Below are 21,847 nucleotides of genomic sequence, written 5' to 3' on the forward strand. Positions count from 1 at the left end.
ATCCGTAGACTGCGCCGCCGATGAGTCGGCCTGAGGCGTCGATCTACGTGGCCCAACTGGCGCCGAAGCCCAGGTCGTTGAGCAGGTGCATCGTGCCCTCGCCGCCTTCCTCGGTGTTCCACGCGAACGCCGCGGGGCGCGGCTTCTTGACAAGGCCGACGTCGATCCCCTTGATTGGATCGCCCGGGCCGCGGGTCTGGGCGAAGGCGTAGGACTCGGCGAAGACCCTATCGGGAAAGACGAGCTCAATAATGATGCTGTTCTGAACATCCCAGAGACCCAGGATGGAGCTTTCGTCGCTTCGCGTGCCGTGGAAGGGGACCATGGCCCGATTGGAGGTGTTGGACCGACTTTCGTTGTAGTTCTTCGATGGGCAGTTGATGAACTGGAAGGACTGCGCGGAGGCGCTGCCGCTCCAGACAAGCCCGATGGCGAGTCCCGCGGCGAGGGTGGTTCGCGTTGCGTGCCGGTTCATGGTGCGAGTGGACTGTCCGTTGTGATTCGTGCCGTGCATGATGATGCTCCTCTGTTGATGTCCCGTTCGCCTCAGTGGCGCGGGGGTTGTTGTTCAACAGGGACTTGGAGCGTGGCAGCAGGGCCTATCACATGCGCATGAGAAAGATGCCCCCAGCCACCGTGGTCACGGCTGGTCTGCGGCGATGGGCTTCATTGTCGAGCGATTCGCGATCGCCTCAATCCACCTTCGCCATGGGCGCGGAGAGGGAGAGCATGCGGTCGACCGCCGCGAGCGCGGCGGAGCGTACCTCGGGGTGGACGCGCACGGCGTTGACGACCTTCGGTTGGCCTTGCGTTGCGCCGTCTTTGGTTGAGTAGCCCGCGAGTTGATCGAGCACCCAGAGCAGGTGCGGCTGGTCGATCCTGAACATGGTGGTGCAGAGGCACTGGCAGTCGGAGAGGATGCTGGCGTGCACACCTCGTGCGGCGGCTTCACGGGCCAGGCGTCCGACGAGGTGGACCTCGGTGCCGATCGCCCAGCGCGAGCCGGGCTTGGCGGCGCGGATGGTCTTGATGATGAACTCGGTGGAGCCCGCGAGGTCGGCCTTGTCGACGACCTCTTTGCAGCACTCGGGGTGGACGAGGATCTTCATCGGCTCTTCGCCGGGGGCGAGGGCGTCGTTGGCCTTCCTGATCTCGTCGCAGTGCTCAGGGCGGAAGAGCTTGTGGACGGAGCAGTGACCGGCCCAGAGGATGACCTTGGCGCGGGCGATCTGGTCGGCGGTCGAGCCGCCGAGGGGGTCTCCGCGGCGGACGAGGCGCGGGTCGTAGAGGCAGGTCTCGGTGGCGACATCGAGGCCGTAGGCGGCGGCGGTGTTGCGGCCGAGGTGTTGGTCGGGGAGGAAGAGGACTTTGATCTGTTCGGCTTGTCCATTGTGATCGGCTGCTGCGGGGATCGTGCCGCCTGCCATGGCCCAGTCGAAGACCTGGCGTGCGTTGCTGCTTGTGCAGCACGCGCCGCCGTTGGCGCCGACGAAGGCCTTTACGGCTGCGGTGGAGTTGACGTAGGTGATGGGGATGATGCGGCCGGGCCACTCACCTTTGCCGCCCGAAGCGAGGTGCTGCTCGTTGAGCGTCTTGTGGAGGGTCTCCCAGCAATCGACGGCGTCTTCGTAGGCGGCCATGTCGGCCATGGAGCAGCCGGCGGACATGTCGGGGAGGATGACGTCGACGTGCTCGGGAGTGAGCATGTCGGCGGTTTCGGCCATGAAGTGGACGCCGCAGAAGATGACCCACTTGACGGGGCGTTCGGTGGCGACCTTGGCGGCGAGTTGCGAGAGTTTGAGGGAGTCGCCGGTGTAGTCGGCGTGGCGGATGATGTCGTCGGTCTGGTAGTGGTGACCGAGGATGACGAGAGACTCGCCGAGTTCGGCCCGGCGCTCCGTGATGAGGCGGGCGGCCTCATCGGGGTTCATCTTGATGTATCGCTCGGGGAGCGAGGGTTGCCAGAGCACGCGCGTTCTCCGCCTTCGGGATCGGTCCAGATCCCGGCATCGGCCGTGATGCCGAATCGTAGGAGGAGGCAACGGGCATGCCCGTCGAGGGTCGGGTTACGCGGCGGCACGGGCGGGCATCGGCACTTCGGCGATCCGCTGGATCGCGACGGTCTGCTGCCCGTTGAAGGGGGGGAAGACGCGTGTGACGCGGGCATCGCTCATCGACAGTTCGTCGATGACGGCCTGTCCGCGCCACGCGACCCCGATGCGGATCGTGTCGCCGGCGTGCAGTTCTTGGGGCGTGCGGAGCGCGACGAGGAGGCCGCCGAGCGAGACGTCACGGGTGATGCCGGGGATGGCCCTGCCGGTCTTGGCCTCGATGATCTTGCAGGGGGCCTCGACCTTGTGGCGGACGTAGCGCCGGCGATCCTGATTCTGGGTGATCGAGCGTGTCATCGTGGTGCTCCTGGTCGGGCCGTGGCCCTGATGGTGCATGGAATGCCTGCTCTGTCTCGCCTCCGGACGGTCGGACGATCGAGTTATCGGGGTCCATGGGGGCGGACTTTGGTCAAACCCCGAAAGTGCCGATAACAGACCTGCGGGTGTCGGTGGGGCTTGCCCCCAGCACACCCGGCTTCTGGCACCCATGCCCGAACCCGGAGCCATATATGTCCGAGCGAACGCGTCCGGAACTCTCGATCCTCATCCCGACGTGCGGGCGTCCTGAGAAACTCAGGGCGTGCATCGGGGGCCTGGTCTCTCAGGATGCGCCCCCGGGCACGTTCGAGATTCTGGTCGGGGTCGACGGCCCCACATCGGGAGAGGCCGAGGCCGTGGATGAGGCGATCCGTCTCAACGCGTCGAGCCGGTCGGCACCGCGGGTGGCGTGCCGCGTCTTTGAACTCCCTCGTGCCGGTCCGGCCGCGACGCGCAACGCCTTGCTTGGCCACGCGCGAGGTGGGCACGTACTGCTCCTGAACGACGATGTGATCCCTGACCCCGCGTGCGTTCGCACTCACCTTGAGGCGCAGCGCGAACTCGCTGCATCCGGCCGGACGGCGATGGTGCTCGGGGCTGCTCCGTGGAAGATCCACGAGCCGGATCGCCTGTTTGACCGGATGCTCCGCGAGACATCGATGGTGTTTTTCTACGACCAGATGACGGGTGCCGCGGCGGCGGATCCCGGCCATGACTGGGGTTTCCGGCACGCGTGGACGCTGAACCTCTCGATGCCTGCCGGTGCGCTTCCGGATGCGGGCGGGTTCGATGCCTCGTTTCCCTCGGCCTGCTACGAGGACCTTGAGTGCGCCTGGCGGATCTGTCGCCGGTTCCGTGCGCCGGTTCTCTACAGGCCCGGCGCGGTGGTGGTCCACGACCATCGTTATGAGCCGCTTGACTATCTTGCGCGCGAGCTTCGTCTGGGCTACGACGCGCTTCTGCTGGCGCACTGCGCTGCCGAGTGCGCGATGGAGATCTTTCGGCGTGATGTCGCTTCGACGGAGGAGATCGCCCGCTGTGCTGCCGAGGTGGAGCGGGACGCCCCGCACGCCCGGGGGCTGGCCCGGTCGTTCCTCGCGCTGGCCGATGCCCCGGCGGGGTTGGTTCGCGAGCGTTCCACGCCGACGAGCGGGGTCGGGGCTGTGTATCAGCACCATCTGCCGCTCAAGCGGTGGCTCTGGAAGGTGGGGCTGCTCTCTGCCGCGGAGGAGCGGCCGTTCGAGACGCTGGACGCCGGGGAGCTGTTGGGCATCCGGCGGGTGACGATGGCTGCGTGAGCGGTTTCGATGGCGTCGGCGCGTCGGCGGATCTACGCTTGGTGCCTATGTCACTCTCACTCGACACGTTCCAGCAAGGCCAGCGCGTCCGCGTGACGCAGCAGGTTCCGCGTCAACTCGGCACGCACACGATCACGGTCGAGGGGGTCGTGCAGCGTTTCGGCCAGGCGACGACCGGCTCGTGGTTTGCGCACAGCAAGGACAAGAAGCTCTGGCTCGACCGGCTTGAACTGAAGAAGGACGACGGTGAGATCGTGGTCGTGAACCTCGATCGGTACAGCCGCGTCGAGATCGTGGGCTGAGCCGGTTCGGCTTTCCCAGGTTCGACTTCGCGAATTCGGGTTGCCCGGTTCGGCTTTCCCGGTTCGGCGGGTGTGATGTCGTTCTGCGGAATGGGCCAGATCAGACCGAAGCGGCCTTGGCGCCTTTGGACGACATCGACTTGCCGGCGGCGGTGACTTCGACCATCGGGGGTTCTCCCTCGAGCCGGTCGCGCATGAGCCGCCCGCCCTTGAACTTGACGCTCCGCTTCGGGGGAACGCTGACGCGTTGAAGGGTCTTGGGGTTCTGGGCCGTGCGTGCGGCACGGGACTTGACCTCGAAGACGCCGAAGTCACGGAACTCGAGGCGATTGCCCGCCGCCAGCTCGTCCGTGATCTGGTCGAGGAACATCTGCACGACGTCCTTGACGGTGGAGCGGCGAACGCCGGACTTCTCGGAGATCCGGTCGATGAGATCTTTTTTCGTGATCGTGGCCATGCCAGAGGATCCCGTGACAGGGGGTGCAAGGAGCCCGACGATTCGATCGGTCGGCGACGATGTTGCTCCGCTGGACCCAACTCTGGATCCAACCGGGGCTGGCGGCGATCCGTGCCTGCCCATCAACCCGACCGAGTGGTGAGAACGACCCACGCGGGTCCGGCGCGTCCTCCGCTGCCGGACCGAGCAAGTATCGCACACTTGCAAGTGCCGGTCAACGCCAAACTTGGGACTGATCGACCTGTAGAAAAACCGTGCATATCCGGCGAGACGGGCTTGACACAGGGGTGCATGGCCGGTCCGAAAATAAGGTCAAGCGGGTGGAGCGGGCCGGTGCGGAGGCGTGTGGGGGCGGAGGTTCAGAAGCGGATGAGGACGCCGCCGAAGAGTCCGGCCATGCCGCCTTTCCAGCGGAATTTCTCTTCATCGTCTCCGTCTTCGAGCGTGAAGGCGAGTTGCTGGTATCCGATCTGGACGCCGACATTCTCGATGGGTCTCCAGTGGAATCCCGCGACGATGTCCCACGAGAACGAGGTGTTGTCGCCGGGCATGTAGCCGAAGGCGGTTGTGACGTCGAAGCCGAAGCGCTCCCAGATCGCGAACTCGACGCGTGCGCCGAGCACGGGCTGTGCCCAGAGGTTGTCTTCGCTCTGCGAGTCGGTGGGCGTGGAGACCTTGAGATCGACATCGAAGAGCCGGATGCCGCCGAGGATGTCGATGCCGACCGCGCCGCCGATCACGCCCTTGGAGTTGCGATCGGTCTGATCCTGGAAGACGCGGTACGAGCCCACTGCTTCGAGCGTCCAAAAATCGAGCGACGATTCGATGCGGTCTCCCGAGGCGATCGAGAGGTCTCCGAACTGGAACGAGGTGTCGGCGATGGCGGAGCGATCGTCGATCGAATAGGCGAAGCCGGAGAGCGAGATACGCCACTTGTCGCGCTGGAAGTGGATCTCCGCGTAGGGCGCGAGGCGGGTGTCGTCGAGGTTGATGTCATCGACCTTGACCTCTTTCGAGCTCATGTTGGAGCGATTGGGGAGCTTGAGGTCGCCGGCGGGGGCGATGTAGTGGACCGACGGTTCGAACTGCAGGGTCCAGCCGCTCATCAGCGGGGCCTCGGCGGTTGACATGGGCGGGACTGCGCCGGAGGTCTCTTGCGCCAGCGCGAGCGGGGCGAAGGCGACGGATGAGATCAGAGCGAGAAGGGCTGAGCGAGGGGGACGGGCGTGCATGCGATGCTCCAGCAGCGGACACTTTCGGGCCGAAGGAAAGATCGGATCGGGCGAGCGGGACGGCCGACGCGCCGACAGCCGCAAGGATAAGGTCTCTGAGGAGCCCGCGTGTGAACGAGCGAGCGGCACAATCCGGCAATGGCCCAGGTTCAGCAGCACGTGGGCCGGGCGAGGCGAGCCACCGCGAGGATGGAGCGGTGGCCGGGCGCGTTTCCGGGGCGATGCGGATCGGGGGCGTGGATGTGGCGCCGAGCGCGCTGCGGTTCAGCTTTGTGGCCAGTTCCGGGCCGGGTGGGCAGAACGTCAACAAGCGCAGGACGCGGGCGGAGCTGCGGGTGTGGGTGCGGGATCTGGGGCTGGATCCGGCGGCGGCCGAGCGGCTCAGGGCGATGTCGGGTCCGATGGGGGCGGGGCTTGTGACGGAGGCGGGTGAACTGATCATCGAGTGCGATGAGCATCGCTCGCAGGGACGGAATAAGGACGAGGCGGTGGAGCGGCTGGAGCGGCTGATCCGGGCGGCGGTCGCAAGGCCGAAGGTGCGGAAGCCGACCAAGCCGAGCAAGGGGGCCAAGCGGAGGCGCCTGGAAGACAAGAAGCAGCGGGGGGCGATCAAGAAGAGACGGAGTGGGGGCGGGGAGGAGTGAGGCCGAGTGTTTGAACGCGAGGGCGAAGAGAACGCAGAGGCCGCGGAGGGAGCGGAGTTTCGCAGAGGGGGAGAAGAGTCTGAACGCGAAGATCGCGAAGAAGAGTTGAACGCGGAGGAACGCGGAGAAGAGGGGACAGAGGGACAATGGGACGGAGGCGTGGAGATCAGCGCCGCGGGAGGAGTGTGGGAGATCGAGAGGGAGGCAGGACCTTGCTTGGCTTGGCGCACGACGAGGGAAGATGTACATTCCACGTTGCTTGAAGGGAGGCCAGCGTGGATATTCAAGATCTCTTATCGCGTTTCCGTTCCAAGGATGAGCCGACTCATGATGCCGCACGCAAAGAGATGATGGATGCGGCACGCGCGGGCCTGCTCGACAGCCGGGCGCTGCTGGCGGTGCTCCAGGCGATCGACGGCCCGATGCCACCCTCGAAGTACGAGTGGATGGACCCGGCGTCGAATCTGGTTTGGGTTGTGCGCGATGGCTCTCTCGCAAGATCGGAGGCCGCGCCGCCGATTGCGGCGGTTGTCGAGACCTTCAAGCGAGCCAAACCCGAGACGCGCGAGAACATCTTGCAACTGTTTGCCACGCGACCGAGTGCCGAGTCAGCCAAAGCGTATGTTGAGGCGATCACCGGTCGATTGACGGGCGGCTATCCCTTCAAGTCGGAGGGGTATGTGTCGATCATGGGCTTTGGTGCGAAGCAGTTGCATCCCGGCGCGCCGCCTGCCGCTACGCTGGAGGTTACTGCGGCGCTCTTTCCTGCGGTCCTCGAGGCGACGAAGTGGGAGCCGCTGCGCAACCCGATCTATCTGATGCTGCTGGAGTTTCTGAAGTACAAGTTGATCGGTCCGGAGTCAATCGCGCCGTGCGAGCGCGAGTTTGTTGCGGCGCTCCATGAGTCAAACCAGAAAGCACTCTCGCTGCAGGAGGAGAACAAGCCGGGCCACTTCAACTGGAAGTATGACGGGCCGTACGCCGAGGTGCGCGATCTGACGGGCATTCTGCTCGATCTGGCGGGCCATTGGAACTCGGCTGGTGTGATCGAAGCGATGAAGCGCGTGCCGGCTTTCACGGATCCACGCCTTCAGATGTTCCATGCGTTCTCACGGCTGAGTCTTGGGATTCCGGTCGATCCGGCGGAACTGGTGCGTATCGCGGAGTCGCCACGCGAGTGCTACACGCTGCGCATGTTCACGGAAGGAACGGAGTGGGAGCGATTCCTGCCTCCGGCGTGCTTTGATCAAAAGCAACTCGCGCGTGGCCACATGGTCGACTGGCTCACATTCGGCACCGAGTTGAATCGCGAGCCGGACGAGATTGAACTGATTCACGTCGAAACACGGCGCGAGGGGAAGCTCTTCAAACGCGGGCCACACGTCGACTACTACTTCTACAAGTACCGTGTGACAGAAGAGTTCTGGGCAAAGGAGAAGGGCTGGATGGTCGGCATGGCTGGCGGCTACCAGCGCACGCTGCGCGGCACGACGATGCACGACGGGGGCACCTTTAGCCAGTTCGCGTCGTTCGAAGAGAAGTCCATCAAGGAGCACGTGAAGGATTACTTGGACTGAGCGTGCGTGCTTCCCGTGCGGTCCGTCACTTCCGCTTGTACTCCGCCGCGCCGGAGGTGAGTGTGATGAGGGCGTCGGATTCGAGGTAGGTCTTGGCCACGTGGGAGACGGCCTCGTCATCGGCTCTGAGGTAGCAATCGAAGAAGGCGGTTGTGCCGCTGGAGACGGCGGCTGTGATCACTTCGATGTCGGTGGTCGGGTTCTCGCGGAGCATGGTGGTGAGCGACTTGCCTTGGTATGAGCCGTGGGTTGCGCCGTCGATGTAGATGAGATACTTGTCGCCGGGCTTGGCGTATTCGAAGGGCTCGCGGCGGGACTCGGGGGTCTCGTTTGAGATCGGCGAGGTGTCGAGGGATCCGGCGATGACCATCAGGGGTCCGGCGATGTCGGACCAGGAGTCTTTGGCGAGGGAGCGGTTGGTGGTGCCCTGGCCGCTGATGAGGATCGCGGCGGTGATGCGCGGGTCCGCGTGGGACTTCAACCGAAGGGAGCCCCAGCGCGGGCCTCGGACTTTCGCGCCGAAGGCGATCTGCGTGGTGTACGCGCCGGCGGAGTGGCCGGCCATGCCGATGCGGGTGGCGTCGATGGTGAGGCGCGACGCTTCGGGGAGGTTGTTGTTCAGCGCATCGGTGATCGCGGGGATGGCGTCGATGATGAAGGAGCAGTCGGCAAGCCGGTCGGGGCCATCGACATCGAGAAGGAGTCGTTGTGGGTTCTCGCGCAGCCCGGAGAGATCCTGGCCGTTTCGGCGGCGGAGGGCGATGGAGTCTGAGTGCGTGGGGTGAACGACGATGTAGCCGCGTGAGGCCCAGTGGGTGGAGAGTTCTGGGAACGCATCCTTCGCGCCGCCCGCGCCGTGGGAGAAGATGATGAGGGGGAGGGGCGCGTGGGTCGCGCCGGGCGCGGATGCCGGCAGTTTGGGCGCACGGATGCGGAGATCGAGGTCTTTGGCTCGGGGCTCATCGTGGAGCGTGAGGTCGAGTGTGACGACTTCGAGGGCTGGCGCGTTGGTGGCGTACGCGTGCTCAGGTTGCAGCGTGAATGCGGGCTTGGCCGGTGCGGGTTGAAGGAACAACCCGAGCGACGCGACGAGCGGCAGGATGAATGAGAGAGGCATGCGAGTACCCCCGTGATGCGTGTGCCCAGTTCAACGCCGCGGGGAGAAGTAGATTGCCGGGTGTGCGAGCCCTTCGGTTTCAGTCGTCCATGAGGGGCTTGCGCGGCTTCGGGGCGGGAGCGGGTTTGGGAGCGGAGGTGGGGCCGCCGAAGATGGCGGCATCGAGACTCGCGGGCCCCGCACCGAGGAAGAAGAGGGAGACTGCGGATGCGAAGAGGGAGAACTGGAGCATGAGGTGCTGCCATGCGGGGTCCATCATGGCGTAGTTGGGTAGGAAGCCGAACTGGGCGGTGCCGCCTTGGATGGCGGGGCCGATCTCGGTGAGCCACATGGCGACGGCCATGATGGAGGCGAGTCCGAGGGCGGAGAGGCGTGTGAAGAGGCCGATGACGAGGAGTGCTGCGGCGATGATCTCTGTGAGTATCGCGGCCCATGCGAGGAGGGCGGGCCAGGGTCTTTGTGCGAGGCGCTCGGGGGCGAGGGGCATGGGTGTGGAGCCATCGGGGCCGGGCGCGGGGTGTGCCGCGGCGTGGATGCTGAGTGCGATCATGAGCCCTGGCTTGACCTTTGCACCGTCGGGGAAGTCGGCGGCGGTGTAGGTGGGCTCGGGCTTTGTGGGTGTGGTGGTTGGGGCGGGTGTTTGAGGTGCTGGCTCTGTGGGTTGGAGGCGAGTGAGGTGTGGGATGTGAAGGGGAGAGCCGGCGTCGGCGCGGGTGGAATCGGGCGGCGCGGATTCGGGGGTGCCGGTGGGGGTGCCTGTGGGGGGTGGCGTGGGCGCGTCGGTTGGCGGCACGATGGGTGTGGGGGCGGTGGGATCGGGGAGTGGGGGGACGCGCGAGTCGGGCGAGGGGCTGGAGGGAGAGGGGGGTGGGGAGATTGCGCCGAGGTTGGCGAGTTGGGCGGCTTGTTCGGGCGAGGCGTCGATGGTGTGGATGACTTTGTTGAGCCCTGCGAAGAGGAAGATCGCGGCGAGCATGAGTCGGAGTGAGAGGGGTGCGAGTGCGAGGGCGATGGTGTCGCGGGTGCGCATGTCGGGCTCCGGTGTGGTCGAGCGGCGGGCGGGCGCGGGGGCGCGCGAGCCGCGGGGGATCATAGATGATCGGTCGATGTTCCCCGGACTGATCGGGTTTCGCTGTTGATCGGGAATGGGGGGCTGCGGTTGCGGGGGCGCGTGAGTATGTGGAGGCGGTTGGTGGGTTGGCGTTGGGGGCGAGTAGGATTGTGGACACCGAGCGGGTGTGGCGGAACTGGCAGACGCGCGGGATTTAGGTTCCCGTGGCCGAAAGGTCGTGCAGGTTCGATTCCTGTCACCCGCATTGAGTCGGGCCAACCCTTGAGGGGTTGGACCGGGGGTAGGTCAGGCAGAGTTAGGGTGGCATGCCTGCTCGCAGAGCAGGCATGTTCTGGGGTTTGAAAGGCATGCCTGCCCTTCGGGCCGGGCAAGCATGCCACCCGGGTACGTTACACTGCTTGGTGTGGTTGATCCCATTGAATACAAGCGTCTGAAGCGTCGGGAGGTGACAGGTCAGGCCCGAGCGCTGAACTTCTCGTGCTTCAACTCACGCCCTTTTCTCCAATCGGAACGCGCGTGTCTGTGGCTGGCTGAGGCGATCAGGGTGAATCTCGACAGGCACGTTTGCCATCTGTGGGCATACTGCTTCATGCCCACACACGTCCACTTGCTGGTGTATCCGCAGGCCGATCCGCCGCGCGTGGGTTGGTTTCTCGAATCGGTGAAGAAGTCGGTCGCGCTACGAGCGAAGCACTGGACGCAGACGCACGCACCGCATCGGCTCGCGGCGATGGCGGACGTTCGCCCGGACGGAAGGATCGTGCATCGGTTCTGGGAGCGAGGTGGCGGCTACGACCGGAATCTCTTCAAGGCGAGGGCGATCTGGTCCATGATCGACTACATCCACAGGAATCCGGTTTCTGACGGATTGTGCGAGAGAACCAGTGAATGGCGATGGTCCAGCGCGGGGTGGTATAGGGACAAGTCGCAGGGCGTGTTAACTCTGGATGTTTCCATGCGTCCCGCGAGGCCTGATAGACCGTAGAAATGCGCATGCTTGCTCTACGAGCAAGCATGCCACCCGAACTTTCTTTCTCTCACGCAAGAAGACATGCCTGCTCTACGAGCAGGCATGCCACGCAGCACATGGGATGTGTGTCGGTAACGATGTTTACACCCGGATCTTCTCGCGTACCGGATGCTGGAGCGAGATGGGATCTGGATAGCGGAAGATCTTGCCCTCGTAGTTGCGGAGGAGGAGCTCATCGCCTTCGCGTCCGACGACGTACTCGGGGGCGAGGGGGATTTTGCCGCCGCCGCCGGGGCCGTCGATGACGTATTGCGGCACGGCGTATCCGGTGGTGTGGCCTCGGAGGGCCTCGATGATCTTGAGTCCTGCCTCGACGGGTGTTCTGAAGTGCGAGGAGCCGGGGATGGGGTCGCACTGGTAGATGTAGTAGGGGCGGACGCGGATCTTCAGAAGGTTGTGCATCAGCGACTTCATGGTCTCCGGGTTGTCGTTGGTGCCCTTCAAGAGGACGGTCTGGCTGCCGAGCGGGATGCCGGCGTTGACGAGGCGGCCGCAGGACTGGGCGACTTCGGGCGTGACCTCGCGCGGGTGCATGAAGTGGACGGACATCCAGAAGGGGTGGCACTTCTGGAGGATGGAGACGAGGTTGGGGGTGATGCGCTGGGGAAGGACGGCGGGGATCTTGCTGCCGATGCGGATGAACTCGACGTGGGGGATGGCGCGGAGGCGCGTCAGGAGCCAGTCGATCTTGTCATCGTTCATCGTGAGCGGGTCGCCGCCGGAGATGAGGACGTCGCGGATCTCGGGGGTGGCCTCGATGTAGGCGAGGGCCCGCTCGAACTGCTTGGTGTTGAAGTGGTACTCGCCGGTCTTGCCGACGAGGCGAGAGCGGGTGCAGTAGCGGCAGTAGGTGGCGCAGAACGAGGTGACGAGGAAGAGCACGCGATCGGGGTAGCGGTGAACGAGGCCTTCGACGGGCATGTCGCCGTCTTCGTTGAGGGGGTCTTCGGCTTCCTGCTCGGAGTGGATGAGCTCGCCGCCGGTGGGGACCATGGTGCGGCGGATGGGGTCGTCGGCATCCTCGGGATCGATGAGTGAGGCGTAGTAGGGGGTGATGCCGACGGGGAGCTGCCCGCCGAGGTGGGTGACGGTGTCGCGTTCATCCTTGGAGAGGGTGAAGGCGCGCTGGAGGGTGTCCAGATCACGGATGCGCATGCGGAGCTGCCACTTCCAGTCGTTCCACTGGGCGTCGGTGGCGTCGGGGAAGACGCGGGCGCGGAAACGGCGCGTGCGTTCGGATTGCACAAAGCCGTCTGCGCGTGAGGCCTCCGCGGCTTCGCGGGCAGTCATCTGCTCGCTGAAGATTCGTGGAGCGGCCTGATTGGGAACGGGGGGCGGCGGAGTGAGCCGCGGGATACTTGGGGGCTCGTCGTCGTCTGAGCCGGTCTCTCGCGAGTTGTCGCAGGAGGCGGCATCGCTCATCGTCTCTTCAAGGACGAGGAGCTTGACGTGCTTGGCGGTGAGGTTTGAGGGAGAGGACGCGAGGCGAGCACCCGGGAGCGGGTCCACGATGTCCATGTGTTCCACTCGAGAGTGGAGGTCGTTACGTGTGAGTCGGACGCCCCGTAGTTCCATGCGTCCGACGGATCCGCGGCGCGACCAACCCAGCGCGGATCAAGAATGGTGAAGAGCGTATCGACTTGGCGCACCACGTCAACACCCACTCACCTGAAGGTGACAACAGATTCGGAACGCGGCGTTCCCGGTTCCGATCCGCAGCCGGGTCCGGTCATTCCTGACCGGGGTATGAGGGGAGCATCGGCAGGGCGCGAGGGTGCGCTCAGCGAAAGGCCCGGCTCTCGGATGGTCGAGCGCAATTGACAGGGCTCATCGGGTCACGGGAGGGTGAGAGGCGGATGTTATGAAGTGCAGTCGCAGCCACAGCCGCCCGGGGCGTCGGGTTCGCCGGGGTCTTTGGCGGGATGGCCGGCTTTCATGGCGGCCATGATGGCCTTGATGAGCGCCTCGGGGGGCGGGTTCTTTGCGGCCTGTTCTTCCATCGCGCGCTGACCGAGGCGGATGGTCGCCTGGTATTGCTGGAGGTAGCGATGGCAGGGGGGGCAGAGTTCGAGATGGAGCTCGAATTCGGTTCTTTTGGCGGCGGGGAGTGTGCCGTCGAGGTAGTCGATGAGGAAGTCGATGCACTCCTGGCACGTGTTGACGGCGATGGAGCCGTTGTGCTCGGCATCGTCGCTGGGCTTGTTGGAGCGGGAGCAACTCATCGGGTGTGTGTGGTCAACTGTGCGAGGTCAGGAAGGGTGGGAGTCGGATGATTCGGATTGTTCGGGGCGGAAGTGCGGGTCGAGGAGGGTGCGGAGGGCCTGGCGTGCGCGATGGAGGCGGGTTTTGACGGCGTTGGGCGTGATGCCGAGGGCGGCGGCGGTTGATTCGGTGTCGAGTTGCTCCACATCGCGCAGGATGAGGACGGTTCGGTAAGCGTCAGGAAGAGACTCGATCGCCTCTCGGACGAGGCGCCTGGTCTCATCGGCTTGGATGGGGTCCGGGCCCGGAAGGTTCCAGGGCTGGGCGGGATTCTCCGCGTGGCCGGTGGAGTCGAACTTGGGCAGCAGGTCCTCGATCGCGACCTCGTGACGCCGGTTTCGGGACCTGAGTTTCATCAGGGCGGCGTTGATGAGGATGCGGTGGATCCAGGTTCCGACCTGGCTTCCTTCCTGGAACTTGTCGAGGTTCTTGAAGGCGGAGAGGAAGGCCTCTTGGACGGCGTCTTCGGCGTCGGCCTCGCTGCCGAGGAAGCGTTTGGCGGTGGCGAGCATGCGGGGGGTGAGGTCGCGGACGATCTGCTCGTACGCGCCGGCATCACCGGAACGCAGACGCTCGACCAGATTGGTCTGGTCGGGTGGTTCGACGGGGATACGCGGAACGGTGGTCACGTTCCCATGGTATGGGGAGAGCGGGAAAAAGTTGAGCTGGTGGTCGAGCCGGGAGCGGGGTGAGTCACGCGGCGTGCTGGAAGACGTACCAGACGCTTCCGGGGTAGCGGTCTTCGAGGGCGTCCAAGACTCTGCCGACGATGTTTGCGCCCTCGCGAGAGACGAGGCGGATGGTGCCGCGTGAGGAGGCGAGTTCGACGCGACCGAATGCGACGGGCGCGGGGTCGGGAGCGTGGTGTTCGAGATGTGTTTCGAAGAGTGCCTGGGGGAGGGGCTTGGTGTCGCGCTGCTCTTCGTGGACGTTACCGTGGTGGTCGACCCACCAGAGGGCGACCGGTCCGGTCGCGGGCGGGTGTCCGATGTCGTTGTATTGCAGCGTGGTCATGCGATCTCTCCCCGGGCGGCGTTCGTCGGCCTTGTGTGTTGCGGCCTTCGCTGTGGGGATTGGATCGGGTGCAAGGGGGGCGCGGGTCAGCGTAGGGTTGCCGAATGTGTGGACGAGGGACGGGCTCAGCCGTCACAACCGTCAAGGTTGAAGGTCCGAATGCGCGATAAGCGTTGATGGGCGGTTATTGCGGGGATGAGGTGGGGGTCAGGCCTGCGGGCGCGGCGGGGAGGGCCCGGGGGGGCGACTGGGTGTCGTTGCGGCTAAACTGCCGCATGGATGATCACGATTCCACCCCGCATCGCTTTGAGTTCGATCTTGATCTTGGAATTCGAGATCAGGTTGTCCGTCACCTGGAAGAGAGCCCCTCACTACAGCTGCACTCGGGTGTCGGGCCAACAGAGAGTGGTGTGTACGCTCTGTATCACAAGGGCGAACTTGTCTACATTGGAAAGGCATCAAAAGGTACAACCAAGAGTAAGCGAACGCTTCGTGCCCGGCTGAACGAGCACGTTGCAAAGATCAAGTCCAGACAGAACATCGCGATCGAAGACGTCGCTTGCAAGTACTTGGTATTCGAGAGCGAGTGGTGGGTGTTCGCCGCAGAGTTCGCTCTGATTTCTCATCACAATCCCAAATGGAACGCAACGGGTTTTGGAAGCAAAACCCCCGGAAAGGGACGTCCGGGTACCGACATTGTGAGCGAATGGGATAGGCAATACCCCAAACGGTGAATCACCTGTGAACCTTTGACCGGCTGCAACCGGAAGCACGAGTTCGGGCGCGCATCTGAATAACGCGGGCTACGCCGCTGTTGACTTCAATAGTCTTTCTGAGCGTAGCGGCAACCGATTCTGCCATTTTTACAGGTACTGCATTCCCAAGTTGACGCATAGATTCGGTCCAAGATCCTTCAAGCACCCACTGATCCGGGAACGTCTGAAGCCGAGCACACTCGCGCACGGAGAAGTACCTGACACTTCCGTTGGCAAGCCGGACCATATTCTCTCCGCCGGGCACGCCGTGGTCCCCGGCTTTGAGTGTCTTAGCGGGCTCGTCCATAGGGCTTCCATTGTGCCCTGCGTACGCACGAGCACCGGGATTGAGGAAGTGATTTGGGAACTTCTCACACGTCTGGCCAGGTGCAATGCGGGGCAAGTCAGCGATCGCGTCTCTAACCGTTCGCCAGGGCAAGAGCATCGCGGACGACCAGAGCGTTGAAAGCTGCTCTACTTTCGCACGAAGACGCGACGGCATCTGTGGCCGATCCTTTTTCGATACTCTGTGCCGCTCCCAGTACTCGCCCGTGACCCATTGATCGAATACGAGGGCGTCAGCTTCGTGCGTGGCGTGTGGGAACGCAAAATGCACACCCAAGTCGGCTCGGATTCCCACGATGAGTACACGCTCGCGTCGTTGGGGAACCCCGTAATCGGCTGCATTCAGGAGCTGGCTCACGACGTTGTATCGTAATGCACTCTTTGGCTGCCCACTTGTGACTGCTTTTTCCAACCGGGAGAGGTGGTCCGTCCACTCTTCATCGCCCCGTCGGACAATCTCTGGGTACTCCAACTGGTGAATGATGTACGCGAAATAGTTGGCGAAAGATTTTCGAGTTAATCCCTTCACATTCTCGAAGAGGAACGCCTTGGGTCGTATCTCGCGAACAGCACGCACAGCATGGGGGAACATGTTGCGGGTATCGTCCATGCCTCGATGTTTGCCGCCGATGCTGAAGGGCTGGCAAGGTGGGCCTCCAGACACAAACTCGACAGATCCAGCGTGTTGCTTGAAGTTGTACGTTGCGACATCGCCTTCGATGACATTCCAGTGACACACATGTGGTAAGCCAGCGGATTTGTTTCGTCGGATCGTCGCACACGCATTGGCGTTCCATTCGAGTACCGCCTCGTGCTGGAAACCGGCGTTTGCAGTAGCGATCGCTAGGCCACCGGCTCCGGCGAATAGCTCAATCGACTTCATTTTCAGGACTCCGTGGTCATATTGTACCGGTTTCGTTAGGATGTCAAGTTTGAGGGTATTCGTGTGGAAAACTCGCCGAATGAAGCTGTTGGGCTGTCTCTGCGAGATTTCGGGAAGGGAGGCATAAACTCCCAGCCATTTCAGTATCAGAGAGGACCACATGGCCTGGATCACGAAACCGTCGGGGACCATGAAGATCGAGCGGCGCGCGGAGCCGTATCTGACGGCGGAGATGCGTCGCGACCTGAGCGAGCGGTATCTGCCCCGGTATGAGCGGAAGATGGGCGCACTCCTGCCTGCGCTGCACATGGTGCAGCATGAGTATGGGTGGGTGCCGTTCCAGGCGATGGAGGAGATCGCGGCGATGCTGGAGATCTCGGCGGCGGAGGTGTACGACACCGCGTCGTTCTATGAGGAATACTGGCTGAAGCCCAAGGGGCAGCACCTGGTGTCGGTCTGCCGCTCGATCGCGTGCGAGTTCTGCGGCCAGACGGAGATCACGGAGGCGGTGAAGGCCGCACTCGGGATCGATGTCGGCGAGACCACGGACGATGGGGTGTTCACGCTCATCGAGTTGGAGTGTCTGGGATCGTGCGGCGGGGCACCGGCGATTCTGATTGATGAGGTGCTGCACGAGAGTGTGACGCCGGGACAGATTCCGGAACTGCTTGCCAAGGCGCGGGCCCAGTCCAACGGGCACGGGCATGGGCACGGGCATCACTGATCGGAGCGGCCGAACCAATGAGCGGGCAGAAGAAGAAACCCCTGATGCGGTTGCTCGGGGAGTTTGTGGGTCATGTTGCGCACGGGGTGAAGGCGGACCCGACGAAGGGCTCGCAGGCGCATGAGGTGCGTCGTGAGACCACCGAAGAGGTGAAAGAGACGGCGCAGGGGCAGGTGGTGCTGCGAAGGACGACGATTGAGGAGGTTGTGCTGCCGCGGGAGCCGGGGGAGGGTTGAACGCGAAGGTCGCGAAGAGCGCGAAGAAGAGAAGCGTTTGAACGCGGAGGACGCGGAGGGGGAGTCCGGGTGGCATGCCTGCACGAAGAGCAGGCATGGGACACGGCATCAAGTCAGGCGAAGAGGCACTGGTTCCGTTTCGCACGCTGGGCGTGCTCAACGGGAACTAGTGGCACCCGGCGAGGCCGAGAGTGCTTAGGGTGGAGGAGTGCCGGGTTCGGCGAGTGGTGCGGGGGATGTATCCGGTACTACGGGCGCGATTGGGACTTCTTCGCGATAGCGTGCGCCCGGCATGGTGATGAGGTTGGATCGGCCTTCGGCGAGTACACCGAGCGTGCGGGTGTGCGGGTCGAGAACGCAGATCTGTCGATCACCGAGGTCGAATACGATGAGGTTGTCGGGCAGAATGCTGACGCGCGAGACGCGCCACGCCGCGAGTGGGGTTTCGTAGGCGACGGACCATGAGTCTTTCCACAGGTCTTGCTCTGTGCCGCGTGGGTAGATGCTGAGTCCATCAAACGCCCAGAATCCGTTGGTGACTTTCGGAAGCGCACGATCCGGAGGGCGTGTATCGAAGATGTCCCGATGGGGAATCTGTAACGAGCGCGGGCCGAGAGAGTCGCGCAGATCTTCGATGAGCGTCTGCGACTGTTGTTCGCGGCCGAGATCTCGCACTGCGACGAGATCTTCGCCTCCGTCGGGGTTCGCCGCGACGGTGAGGATCTCGTGGTAATAGGGGTCGAACTTGCCGTACGAGGTGTAGTCGTCGGGAACGGGCGTTGAGAAGAGGGGGATCGGTCCGATGCGTTCGCGGCCGGCTCCGTTGAGACCGACGCGCCAGAGGTCGCCATCGCTGTGGTTTATGTAGTAGACGGCCGCGGCATGGTCGCGCGGCACGAAGGCCATGGTGTGATCGCGTGTCACGCGGGTGGCGGATGCGTTGGATGCGCCGTTGTAAATCCACAGCAGCGCGGCGTAAGTGGCGAGCTGGGCGAGAAGGAACGCGGCGACGAGTCGGCGGGGGCGGGCACGCTTGCGCGCGATCAGGAAGAAGATGGGGCCTTCGACGACGAGGGTTGCGAGGAAGGCGAGGAGGATGAAGCGGAGCATGTGGGCATTCGCGGCATCGATGGGAATGCCCGAAACTCGTTCGAGCGATTGGCTTGCATACGGAACCAAGAGGAGGAGCCCAACAAGCGCGGAGGCGTAGTTGGCGATGAGGGAGGCGGCGAGGGCGCGGCCGAACGGGACTCGGGCGATGAGCTTGAGGATGTAGGCTTCGACGCCGGCGATGATGAGATTGATCGCGGTGAGGTGGAGGAGGCCGAGCCACATGAGGGGCGTGCCTGCGTTGGCTTGCGCGAGAGCCGCAATGAGGCAGCACGGGGCGAATGCGACGGCGATGTGGATCGAGCGCACGCCCGAGGGGCGAGGCGTTCTGAACGCGGAGCATCGGATTGGGCCGGTCGGTCGCATGCGAGAATCTCCGGAAGAGGATTCGATGCTACCAGACGCCGGTTCCGGGTGCCTTGCAGGATGCATCACGTCCGCCGCGTTGTAACCGTTGTATTTGGGCATTCCGAGCGGCTGGCGTTGATGCGGGCACCGGAATGGCCGATAAGGGCCGATTCATCGTGCGCAAGGTGGTGTCGCACAGCGATCAGCGCTTTCCAACGGCCTCTGTTGGAGGTTGATCGATCCGTCGGAAGCGGTTCCGCGTAGAGCGTGGTGAGTGGCGATGGAGAGCGATCGGACGAATCTGGCGGCACGGATCGCGCAGGAGGCGGCGGGGATGTCCCCGGAGCGGCGCGAGGCGTTTGTGCGCGAATCGTGCGGGGGTGATGCGGCGTTGTTGAGCGCGGTGCAGCGTGCGCTGGCGATGACGGAGTCTGCGACGATCGCGCCGGAGGATCGGGGGGATGGGCGTCCGAGCGTGCTGGACTCGATGCTGATGCACAGGACGATCGCGGCTCCGGGAGGTGCGGAGTCGCCGGGGCGTCGTCGGATTCCGGGGTTTGTGATCGAGCGGGTGCTGGGCGAGGGCGGGATGGGGACGGTGTATCTGGCGGAGCAGGAGCGGCCGCGGCGGATTGTGGCGCTCAAGGTGGTGAAGGCGGGGCGGATGTCGGCGGCGATGCTGCGCCGTTTCGAGCACGAGGCGGAGATCCTTGGGCGGTTGCAGCATCCCGGGATCGCGCAGATCTATCAGGCGGGGACGTTTCAGGAATCGATCGGCGAGCAGGGGGCGGAGAGCGGGCGCGTGCCGTTCTATGCGATGGAGCTGGTGGAGGGGACGGGGCTGGATGTGTGGGCGAGGAGCGCGACGCAGAGGGAGAAGCTGGGGTTGTTCGTGCGGGTGTGCGATGCGGTGCAGCACGCGCACCAGAAGGGCGTGATCCATCGCGATCTGAAGCCGTCGAACATCCTCGTGACGCGCGAGGGGCGGCCGAAGGTGCTGGACTTCGGCGTGGCGCGCCTGGCGGATGCCGAGCAGAGCGAGATGACGTATCACACGGCCGCGGGGCAGCTGGTGGGGACGCTGCCTTACATGTCGCCGGAGCAGGTGGGGGGGGATCCGAACGATCTTGACACGCGGAGCGATGTGTACGCGCTGGGCGTGATTCTGTATGAGATGCTGAGCGGGCGTTTGCCCCACGAGTTCTCATCGCCGTCGCTGGCGGATGCGTTGAAGACGATCACGGAGTCGCGGATCACGCCGCTCTCGACGGCGGGGAGCACGATCGACGCTGACATTGAGACGATCGTCGGGAAGGCGCTCGAGAAGGACCGTGAGCGACGGTACGACTCTGCGGCGGAGTTGGGCGCGGACATCGAGCGGTATCTGCGGCACGAGCCGATTCTGGCGCGGAGGCCGACGCGTGCGTATCTGACGAGGAAGTTTGTCGCGAGGAATAAGCCGCTGGTCGGGCTCGGGTGTGTGGCGGCGGCGGCGTTGCTCGCGGGCGTGGCGGGAACGGTGTGGCAGGCGGTGCGTGCGACGGAGGGTCAGCGGCTGGCGGAGGAGCGGCGTTCGGAGGCGGAGCGATTGAGGTATGAGGCGCAGGCCGCGCTTGCTGACTCGCAGGCGGTGACGGAGTTTCTGACGGGGATGCTGGGGGCGGTGGATCCGGAACTCGCGCGTGGAGAGGAGATCACGGTCCGGCGGGTGTTGGACCAGACATCGGAGACGATTCCGGCGTTGCGTGAGAGGCCTCGGGTTGCGCTGGCGGTGAGGACGACACTGGGGAACACGTACCGCGCGCTGGGGCTGTGGTCGGAGGCGATGCCCCACCTTGTGGCGGCGCGGGATCTTGCGGCTCTGGTGCATGGCGAGGAGAGCGTGCAGGCGTTGACGTTGCGTCGTTCGATCGCGATCACCACGAGCGATCTGAATGATCCGACGGGCGCGTTGGAGCAGATGGTCGGGGTCGTGGCGGCGATGGAGCGGGTTGCGGGGCCGAGGTCGGCTGAGACCGCGCTGGCGGTGGGTGACCTCGGGCGGCTCTATGTAGAGACGGGCATGATCGAGGATGCGGAGCGGACGCTGCGGCGCGCGATCGAGTTGACGCGTGATTCGCTCGGGGCCCGGCATCCGGAGATTCTGACGCAGCGTGATCATCTTGGTGCGTTGATGACGGACATGGGGCGATTCGCCGAGGGCGAGGCGATTCTGCGTGAGTTGCTGGAGGATCGACGGGCCGTGTTCGGCGCGGAGAGCCCGACGGTCGCGTACACGATCACGACGCTCGCGAACGTGGTGCAGAAGCAGGGGAAGCACGAGGAGGCGATCGCGCTCTTGAGGGAGTCGCTGGCGATCCGTCGCGCGTGCCTGCCACCGGATCACCCGTCGCTGCTGGTCAATCTGGCGAACCTTGCGACCGCGCTGATCGGTTCGGGGAGAACCGAGGAGGCGCTGCCGCTGCTGCGAGAGACGGTGGCGAAGCAGCTTGAGGTGCTCGGGGAGGAGAGCCCGAAGGTGCTGGTCTCGATGGGGACGCTGGCCTTTGCGCTTGAGAACATGGATGAGTTGGATGAGGCGGAGTCGATCCTGCGACGGATTGTTGAGATCGGCAGGCGGCTGCCCCCGGCGCGTGAGGCGGAGACCCTGAGCAACTTCAATAACCTGGCGATGCTGCTCTGGAAGCGCGGGAACATGGAGGAGGCCGGGGTGGTGTTTGAGGAGACGGTTGCGAGGGCGCTCGCGGCCCTGCCCCCGGAGCACTACATCTGTGCGATCTTCCGGAATAACTACGGGGAGTACCTGGTCGAGGTCGGGCGGGCATCGGATGGGGAATCGCACCTGGTTGAGAGCCACGAGGCGATCGAGAAGTTCTTCGGGGCCGAGCATCCGAGGACGGTGAAGTCTCGAGGTCGTTTGGAGAAGTTGCGGGCGGCTCTGGAGGCGGAGGGTGTGAGCGCGTCGCGGGGTGGGTGAGAATCGGCAGGGCGGTCGGATTGGTTTGTGGTATA

At 64.4% G+C, this 21,847-nt stretch carries 22 protein-coding genes and 1 tRNA gene; 10 read left to right on the plus strand and 13 right to left on the minus strand.

Annotated features, from left to right (window positions below):
• Positions 1-43 precede the first annotated feature (43 nt).
• The 3 genes from KF838_15545 to KF838_15555 form a co-directional block, all read right to left on the minus strand.
• The gene (locus KF838_15545; protein ID QYK48192.1) at positions 44-514 is read right to left on the minus strand and encodes a hypothetical protein; all 471 of its coding nucleotides are present in this window, start codon (positions 512-514) and stop codon (positions 44-46) included.
• 178 nt (positions 515-692) lie between these two features.
• Positions 693-1,970: a quinolinate synthase NadA gene (gene nadA / locus KF838_15550; protein QYK48193.1), complete on the minus strand. Its 1,278-nt coding sequence runs from the start codon at positions 1,968-1,970 to the stop codon at positions 693-695.
• A 96-nt stretch (positions 1,971-2,066) separates the two neighbouring features.
• Entirely contained in the window at positions 2,067-2,408 is a 342-nt protein-coding gene (locus tag KF838_15555; GenBank protein QYK48194.1) for a PilZ domain-containing protein, read from the minus strand.
• Between the two features lie 212 nt (positions 2,409-2,620).
• On the opposite strand from KF838_15555, the gene KF838_15560 reads away from it, so the two are divergent.
• Positions 2,621-3,727: a glycosyltransferase family 2 protein gene (locus tag KF838_15560; GenBank protein ID QYK48195.1), complete on the plus strand. Its 1,107-nt coding sequence runs from the start codon at positions 2,621-2,623 to the stop codon at positions 3,725-3,727.
• 47 nt (positions 3,728-3,774) lie between these two features.
• Positions 3,775-4,029, plus strand: a complete 255-nt coding sequence (locus KF838_15565) for a hypothetical protein (protein QYK48196.1) — start codon at positions 3,775-3,777, stop codon at positions 4,027-4,029.
• A 100-nt stretch (positions 4,030-4,129) separates the two neighbouring features.
• Here KF838_15565 and KF838_15570 read toward each other — a convergent pair whose 3' ends face one another.
• Both KF838_15570 and KF838_15575 read right to left on the minus strand, forming a co-directional pair.
• Positions 4,130-4,486: an integration host factor subunit beta gene (locus KF838_15570; protein QYK48197.1), complete on the minus strand. Its 357-nt coding sequence runs from the start codon at positions 4,484-4,486 to the stop codon at positions 4,130-4,132.
• A gap of 359 nt (positions 4,487-4,845) precedes the next feature.
• Positions 4,846-5,718 carry a hypothetical protein gene (locus tag KF838_15575; GenBank protein ID QYK48198.1) on the minus strand — a complete coding sequence of 291 codons (873 nt, stop codon included), beginning with the start codon at positions 5,716-5,718 and terminating at the stop codon, positions 4,846-4,848.
• A gap of 110 nt (positions 5,719-5,828) precedes the next feature.
• On the opposite strand from KF838_15575, the gene arfB reads away from it, so the two are divergent.
• Positions 5,829-6,362 (plus strand): aminoacyl-tRNA hydrolase, encoded by a 534-nt coding sequence (gene arfB, locus KF838_15580; protein QYK48199.1) that lies wholly within the window; start codon positions 5,829-5,831, stop codon positions 6,360-6,362.
• A 275-nt stretch (positions 6,363-6,637) separates the two neighbouring features.
• Positions 6,638-7,939, plus strand: a complete 1,302-nt coding sequence (locus KF838_15585; protein QYK48200.1) for a hypothetical protein — start codon at positions 6,638-6,640, stop codon at positions 7,937-7,939.
• A 25-nt stretch (positions 7,940-7,964) separates the two neighbouring features.
• Here KF838_15585 and KF838_15590 read toward each other — a convergent pair whose 3' ends face one another.
• Positions 7,965-9,056, minus strand: a complete 1,092-nt coding sequence (locus KF838_15590; protein QYK48201.1) for a hypothetical protein — start codon at positions 9,054-9,056, stop codon at positions 7,965-7,967.
• 79 nt (positions 9,057-9,135) lie between these two features.
• Positions 9,136-10,086 (minus strand): DoxX family protein, encoded by a 951-nt coding sequence (locus tag KF838_15595; GenBank protein ID QYK48202.1) that lies wholly within the window; start codon positions 10,084-10,086, stop codon positions 9,136-9,138.
• A gap of 202 nt (positions 10,087-10,288) precedes the next feature.
• Between KF838_15595 and KF838_15600 the strand changes: the two genes are divergently transcribed.
• Both KF838_15600 and KF838_15605 read left to right on the plus strand, forming a co-directional pair.
• A tRNA-Leu gene (locus KF838_15600) sits at positions 10,289-10,372 on the plus strand.
• 345 nt (positions 10,373-10,717) lie between these two features.
• Positions 10,718-11,113, plus strand: coding sequence for a hypothetical protein (locus tag KF838_15605; protein ID QYK48203.1), 396 nt, complete (start codon positions 10,718-10,720; stop codon positions 11,111-11,113).
• 126 nt (positions 11,114-11,239) lie between these two features.
• Here KF838_15605 and KF838_15610 read toward each other — a convergent pair whose 3' ends face one another.
• The 4 genes from KF838_15610 to KF838_15625 all read right to left on the minus strand — a co-directional run bounded on the left by KF838_15610 (position 11,240) and on the right by KF838_15625 (position 14,434).
• Positions 11,240-12,676 carry a KamA family radical SAM protein gene (locus KF838_15610; protein QYK48204.1) on the minus strand — a complete coding sequence of 479 codons (1,437 nt, stop codon included), beginning with the start codon at positions 12,674-12,676 and terminating at the stop codon, positions 11,240-11,242.
• A gap of 341 nt (positions 12,677-13,017) precedes the next feature.
• Positions 13,018-13,380 (minus strand): zf-HC2 domain-containing protein, encoded by a 363-nt coding sequence (locus KF838_15615; GenBank protein ID QYK48205.1) that lies wholly within the window; start codon positions 13,378-13,380, stop codon positions 13,018-13,020.
• A 27-nt stretch (positions 13,381-13,407) separates the two neighbouring features.
• Positions 13,408-14,049: a sigma-70 family RNA polymerase sigma factor gene (locus KF838_15620; GenBank protein ID QYK48206.1), complete on the minus strand. Its 642-nt coding sequence runs from the start codon at positions 14,047-14,049 to the stop codon at positions 13,408-13,410.
• A 64-nt stretch (positions 14,050-14,113) separates the two neighbouring features.
• Positions 14,114-14,434 carry a hypothetical protein gene (locus KF838_15625; GenBank protein QYK48207.1) on the minus strand — a complete coding sequence of 107 codons (321 nt, stop codon included), beginning with the start codon at positions 14,432-14,434 and terminating at the stop codon, positions 14,114-14,116.
• A 275-nt stretch (positions 14,435-14,709) separates the two neighbouring features.
• On the opposite strand from KF838_15625, the gene KF838_15630 reads away from it, so the two are divergent.
• Positions 14,710-15,168: an Eco29kI family restriction endonuclease gene (locus KF838_15630; GenBank protein QYK48208.1), complete on the plus strand. Its 459-nt coding sequence runs from the start codon at positions 14,710-14,712 to the stop codon at positions 15,166-15,168.
• Position 15,169: 1 nt separating this feature from the next.
• Here the strand turns inward: KF838_15630 and KF838_15635 are convergent, their stop codons facing one another.
• Positions 15,170-16,417 carry a DNA cytosine methyltransferase gene (locus KF838_15635; protein ID QYK48209.1) on the minus strand — a complete coding sequence of 416 codons (1,248 nt, stop codon included), beginning with the start codon at positions 16,415-16,417 and terminating at the stop codon, positions 15,170-15,172.
• 160 nt (positions 16,418-16,577) lie between these two features.
• Between KF838_15635 and nuoE the strand changes: the two genes are divergently transcribed.
• Positions 16,578-17,141, plus strand: coding sequence for an NADH-quinone oxidoreductase subunit NuoE (nuoE, locus tag KF838_15640; GenBank protein QYK48210.1), 564 nt, complete (start codon positions 16,578-16,580; stop codon positions 17,139-17,141).
• 17 nt (positions 17,142-17,158) lie between these two features.
• Positions 17,159-17,377: a hypothetical protein gene (locus tag KF838_15645; GenBank protein ID QYK48211.1), complete on the plus strand. Its 219-nt coding sequence runs from the start codon at positions 17,159-17,161 to the stop codon at positions 17,375-17,377.
• 195 nt (positions 17,378-17,572) lie between these two features.
• On the opposite strand, the gene KF838_15650 is transcribed toward KF838_15645, so the two are convergent.
• A complete protein-coding gene (locus KF838_15650; protein ID QYK48212.1) occupies positions 17,573-18,853 on the minus strand; it encodes a hypothetical protein in 1,281 nt (426 codons plus the stop codon).
• A 262-nt stretch (positions 18,854-19,115) separates the two neighbouring features.
• On the opposite strand from KF838_15650, the gene KF838_15655 reads away from it, so the two are divergent.
• Entirely contained in the window at positions 19,116-21,812 is a 2,697-nt protein-coding gene (locus KF838_15655; protein ID QYK48213.1) for a serine/threonine protein kinase, read from the plus strand.
• The last annotated feature ends 35 nt before the right edge of the window (positions 21,813-21,847 follow it).

The sequence above is a fragment of the Phycisphaeraceae bacterium genome (assembly GCA_019454185.1).
Lineage (GTDB): Bacteria > Planctomycetota > Phycisphaerae > Phycisphaerales > UBA1924 > JAHBWV01.

Bases quoted from the DNA above. Each gene is read 5' to 3' on its own strand.
- KF838_15545 (QYK48192.1), bottom strand. From the start codon at position 514: ATGCACGGCACGAATCACAACGGACAGTCCACTCGCACCATGAACCGG.
- KF838_15555 (QYK48194.1), bottom strand. From the start codon at position 2,408: ATGACACGCTCGATCACCCAGAATCAGGATCGCCGGCGCTACGTCCGC.
- KF838_15560 (QYK48195.1), top strand. From the start codon at position 2,621: ATGTCCGAGCGAACGCGTCCGGAACTCTCGATCCTCATCCCGACGTGC.
- KF838_15565 (QYK48196.1), top strand. From the start codon at position 3,775: ATGTCACTCTCACTCGACACGTTCCAGCAAGGCCAGCGCGTCCGCGTG.
- KF838_15570 (QYK48197.1), bottom strand. From the start codon at position 4,486: ATGGCCACGATCACGAAAAAAGATCTCATCGACCGGATCTCCGAGAAG.
- KF838_15575 (QYK48198.1), bottom strand. From the start codon at position 5,718: ATGCACGCCCGTCCCCCTCGCTCAGCCCTTCTCGCTCTGATCTCATCC.
- KF838_15590 (QYK48201.1), bottom strand. From the start codon at position 9,056: ATGCCTCTCTCATTCATCCTGCCGCTCGTCGCGTCGCTCGGGTTGTTC.
- KF838_15595 (QYK48202.1), bottom strand. From the start codon at position 10,086: ATGCGCACCCGCGACACCATCGCCCTCGCACTCGCACCCCTCTCACTC.
- KF838_15605 (QYK48203.1), top strand. From the start codon at position 10,718: ATGCCCACACACGTCCACTTGCTGGTGTATCCGCAGGCCGATCCGCCG.
- KF838_15610 (QYK48204.1), bottom strand. From the start codon at position 12,676: ATGGACATCGTGGACCCGCTCCCGGGTGCTCGCCTCGCGTCCTCTCCC.
- KF838_15615 (QYK48205.1), bottom strand. From the start codon at position 13,380: ATGAGTTGCTCCCGCTCCAACAAGCCCAGCGACGATGCCGAGCACAAC.
- KF838_15625 (QYK48207.1), bottom strand. From the start codon at position 14,434: ATGACCACGCTGCAATACAACGACATCGGACACCCGCCCGCGACCGGA.
- KF838_15630 (QYK48208.1), top strand. From the start codon at position 14,710: ATGGATGATCACGATTCCACCCCGCATCGCTTTGAGTTCGATCTTGAT.
- KF838_15635 (QYK48209.1), bottom strand. From the start codon at position 16,417: ATGAAGTCGATTGAGCTATTCGCCGGAGCCGGTGGCCTAGCGATCGCT.
- nuoE (QYK48210.1), top strand. From the start codon at position 16,578: ATGGCCTGGATCACGAAACCGTCGGGGACCATGAAGATCGAGCGGCGC.
- KF838_15645 (QYK48211.1), top strand. From the start codon at position 17,159: ATGAGCGGGCAGAAGAAGAAACCCCTGATGCGGTTGCTCGGGGAGTTT.
- KF838_15650 (QYK48212.1), bottom strand. From the start codon at position 18,853: ATGCGACCGACCGGCCCAATCCGATGCTCCGCGTTCAGAACGCCTCGC.
- KF838_15655 (QYK48213.1), top strand. From the start codon at position 19,116: ATGGAGAGCGATCGGACGAATCTGGCGGCACGGATCGCGCAGGAGGCG.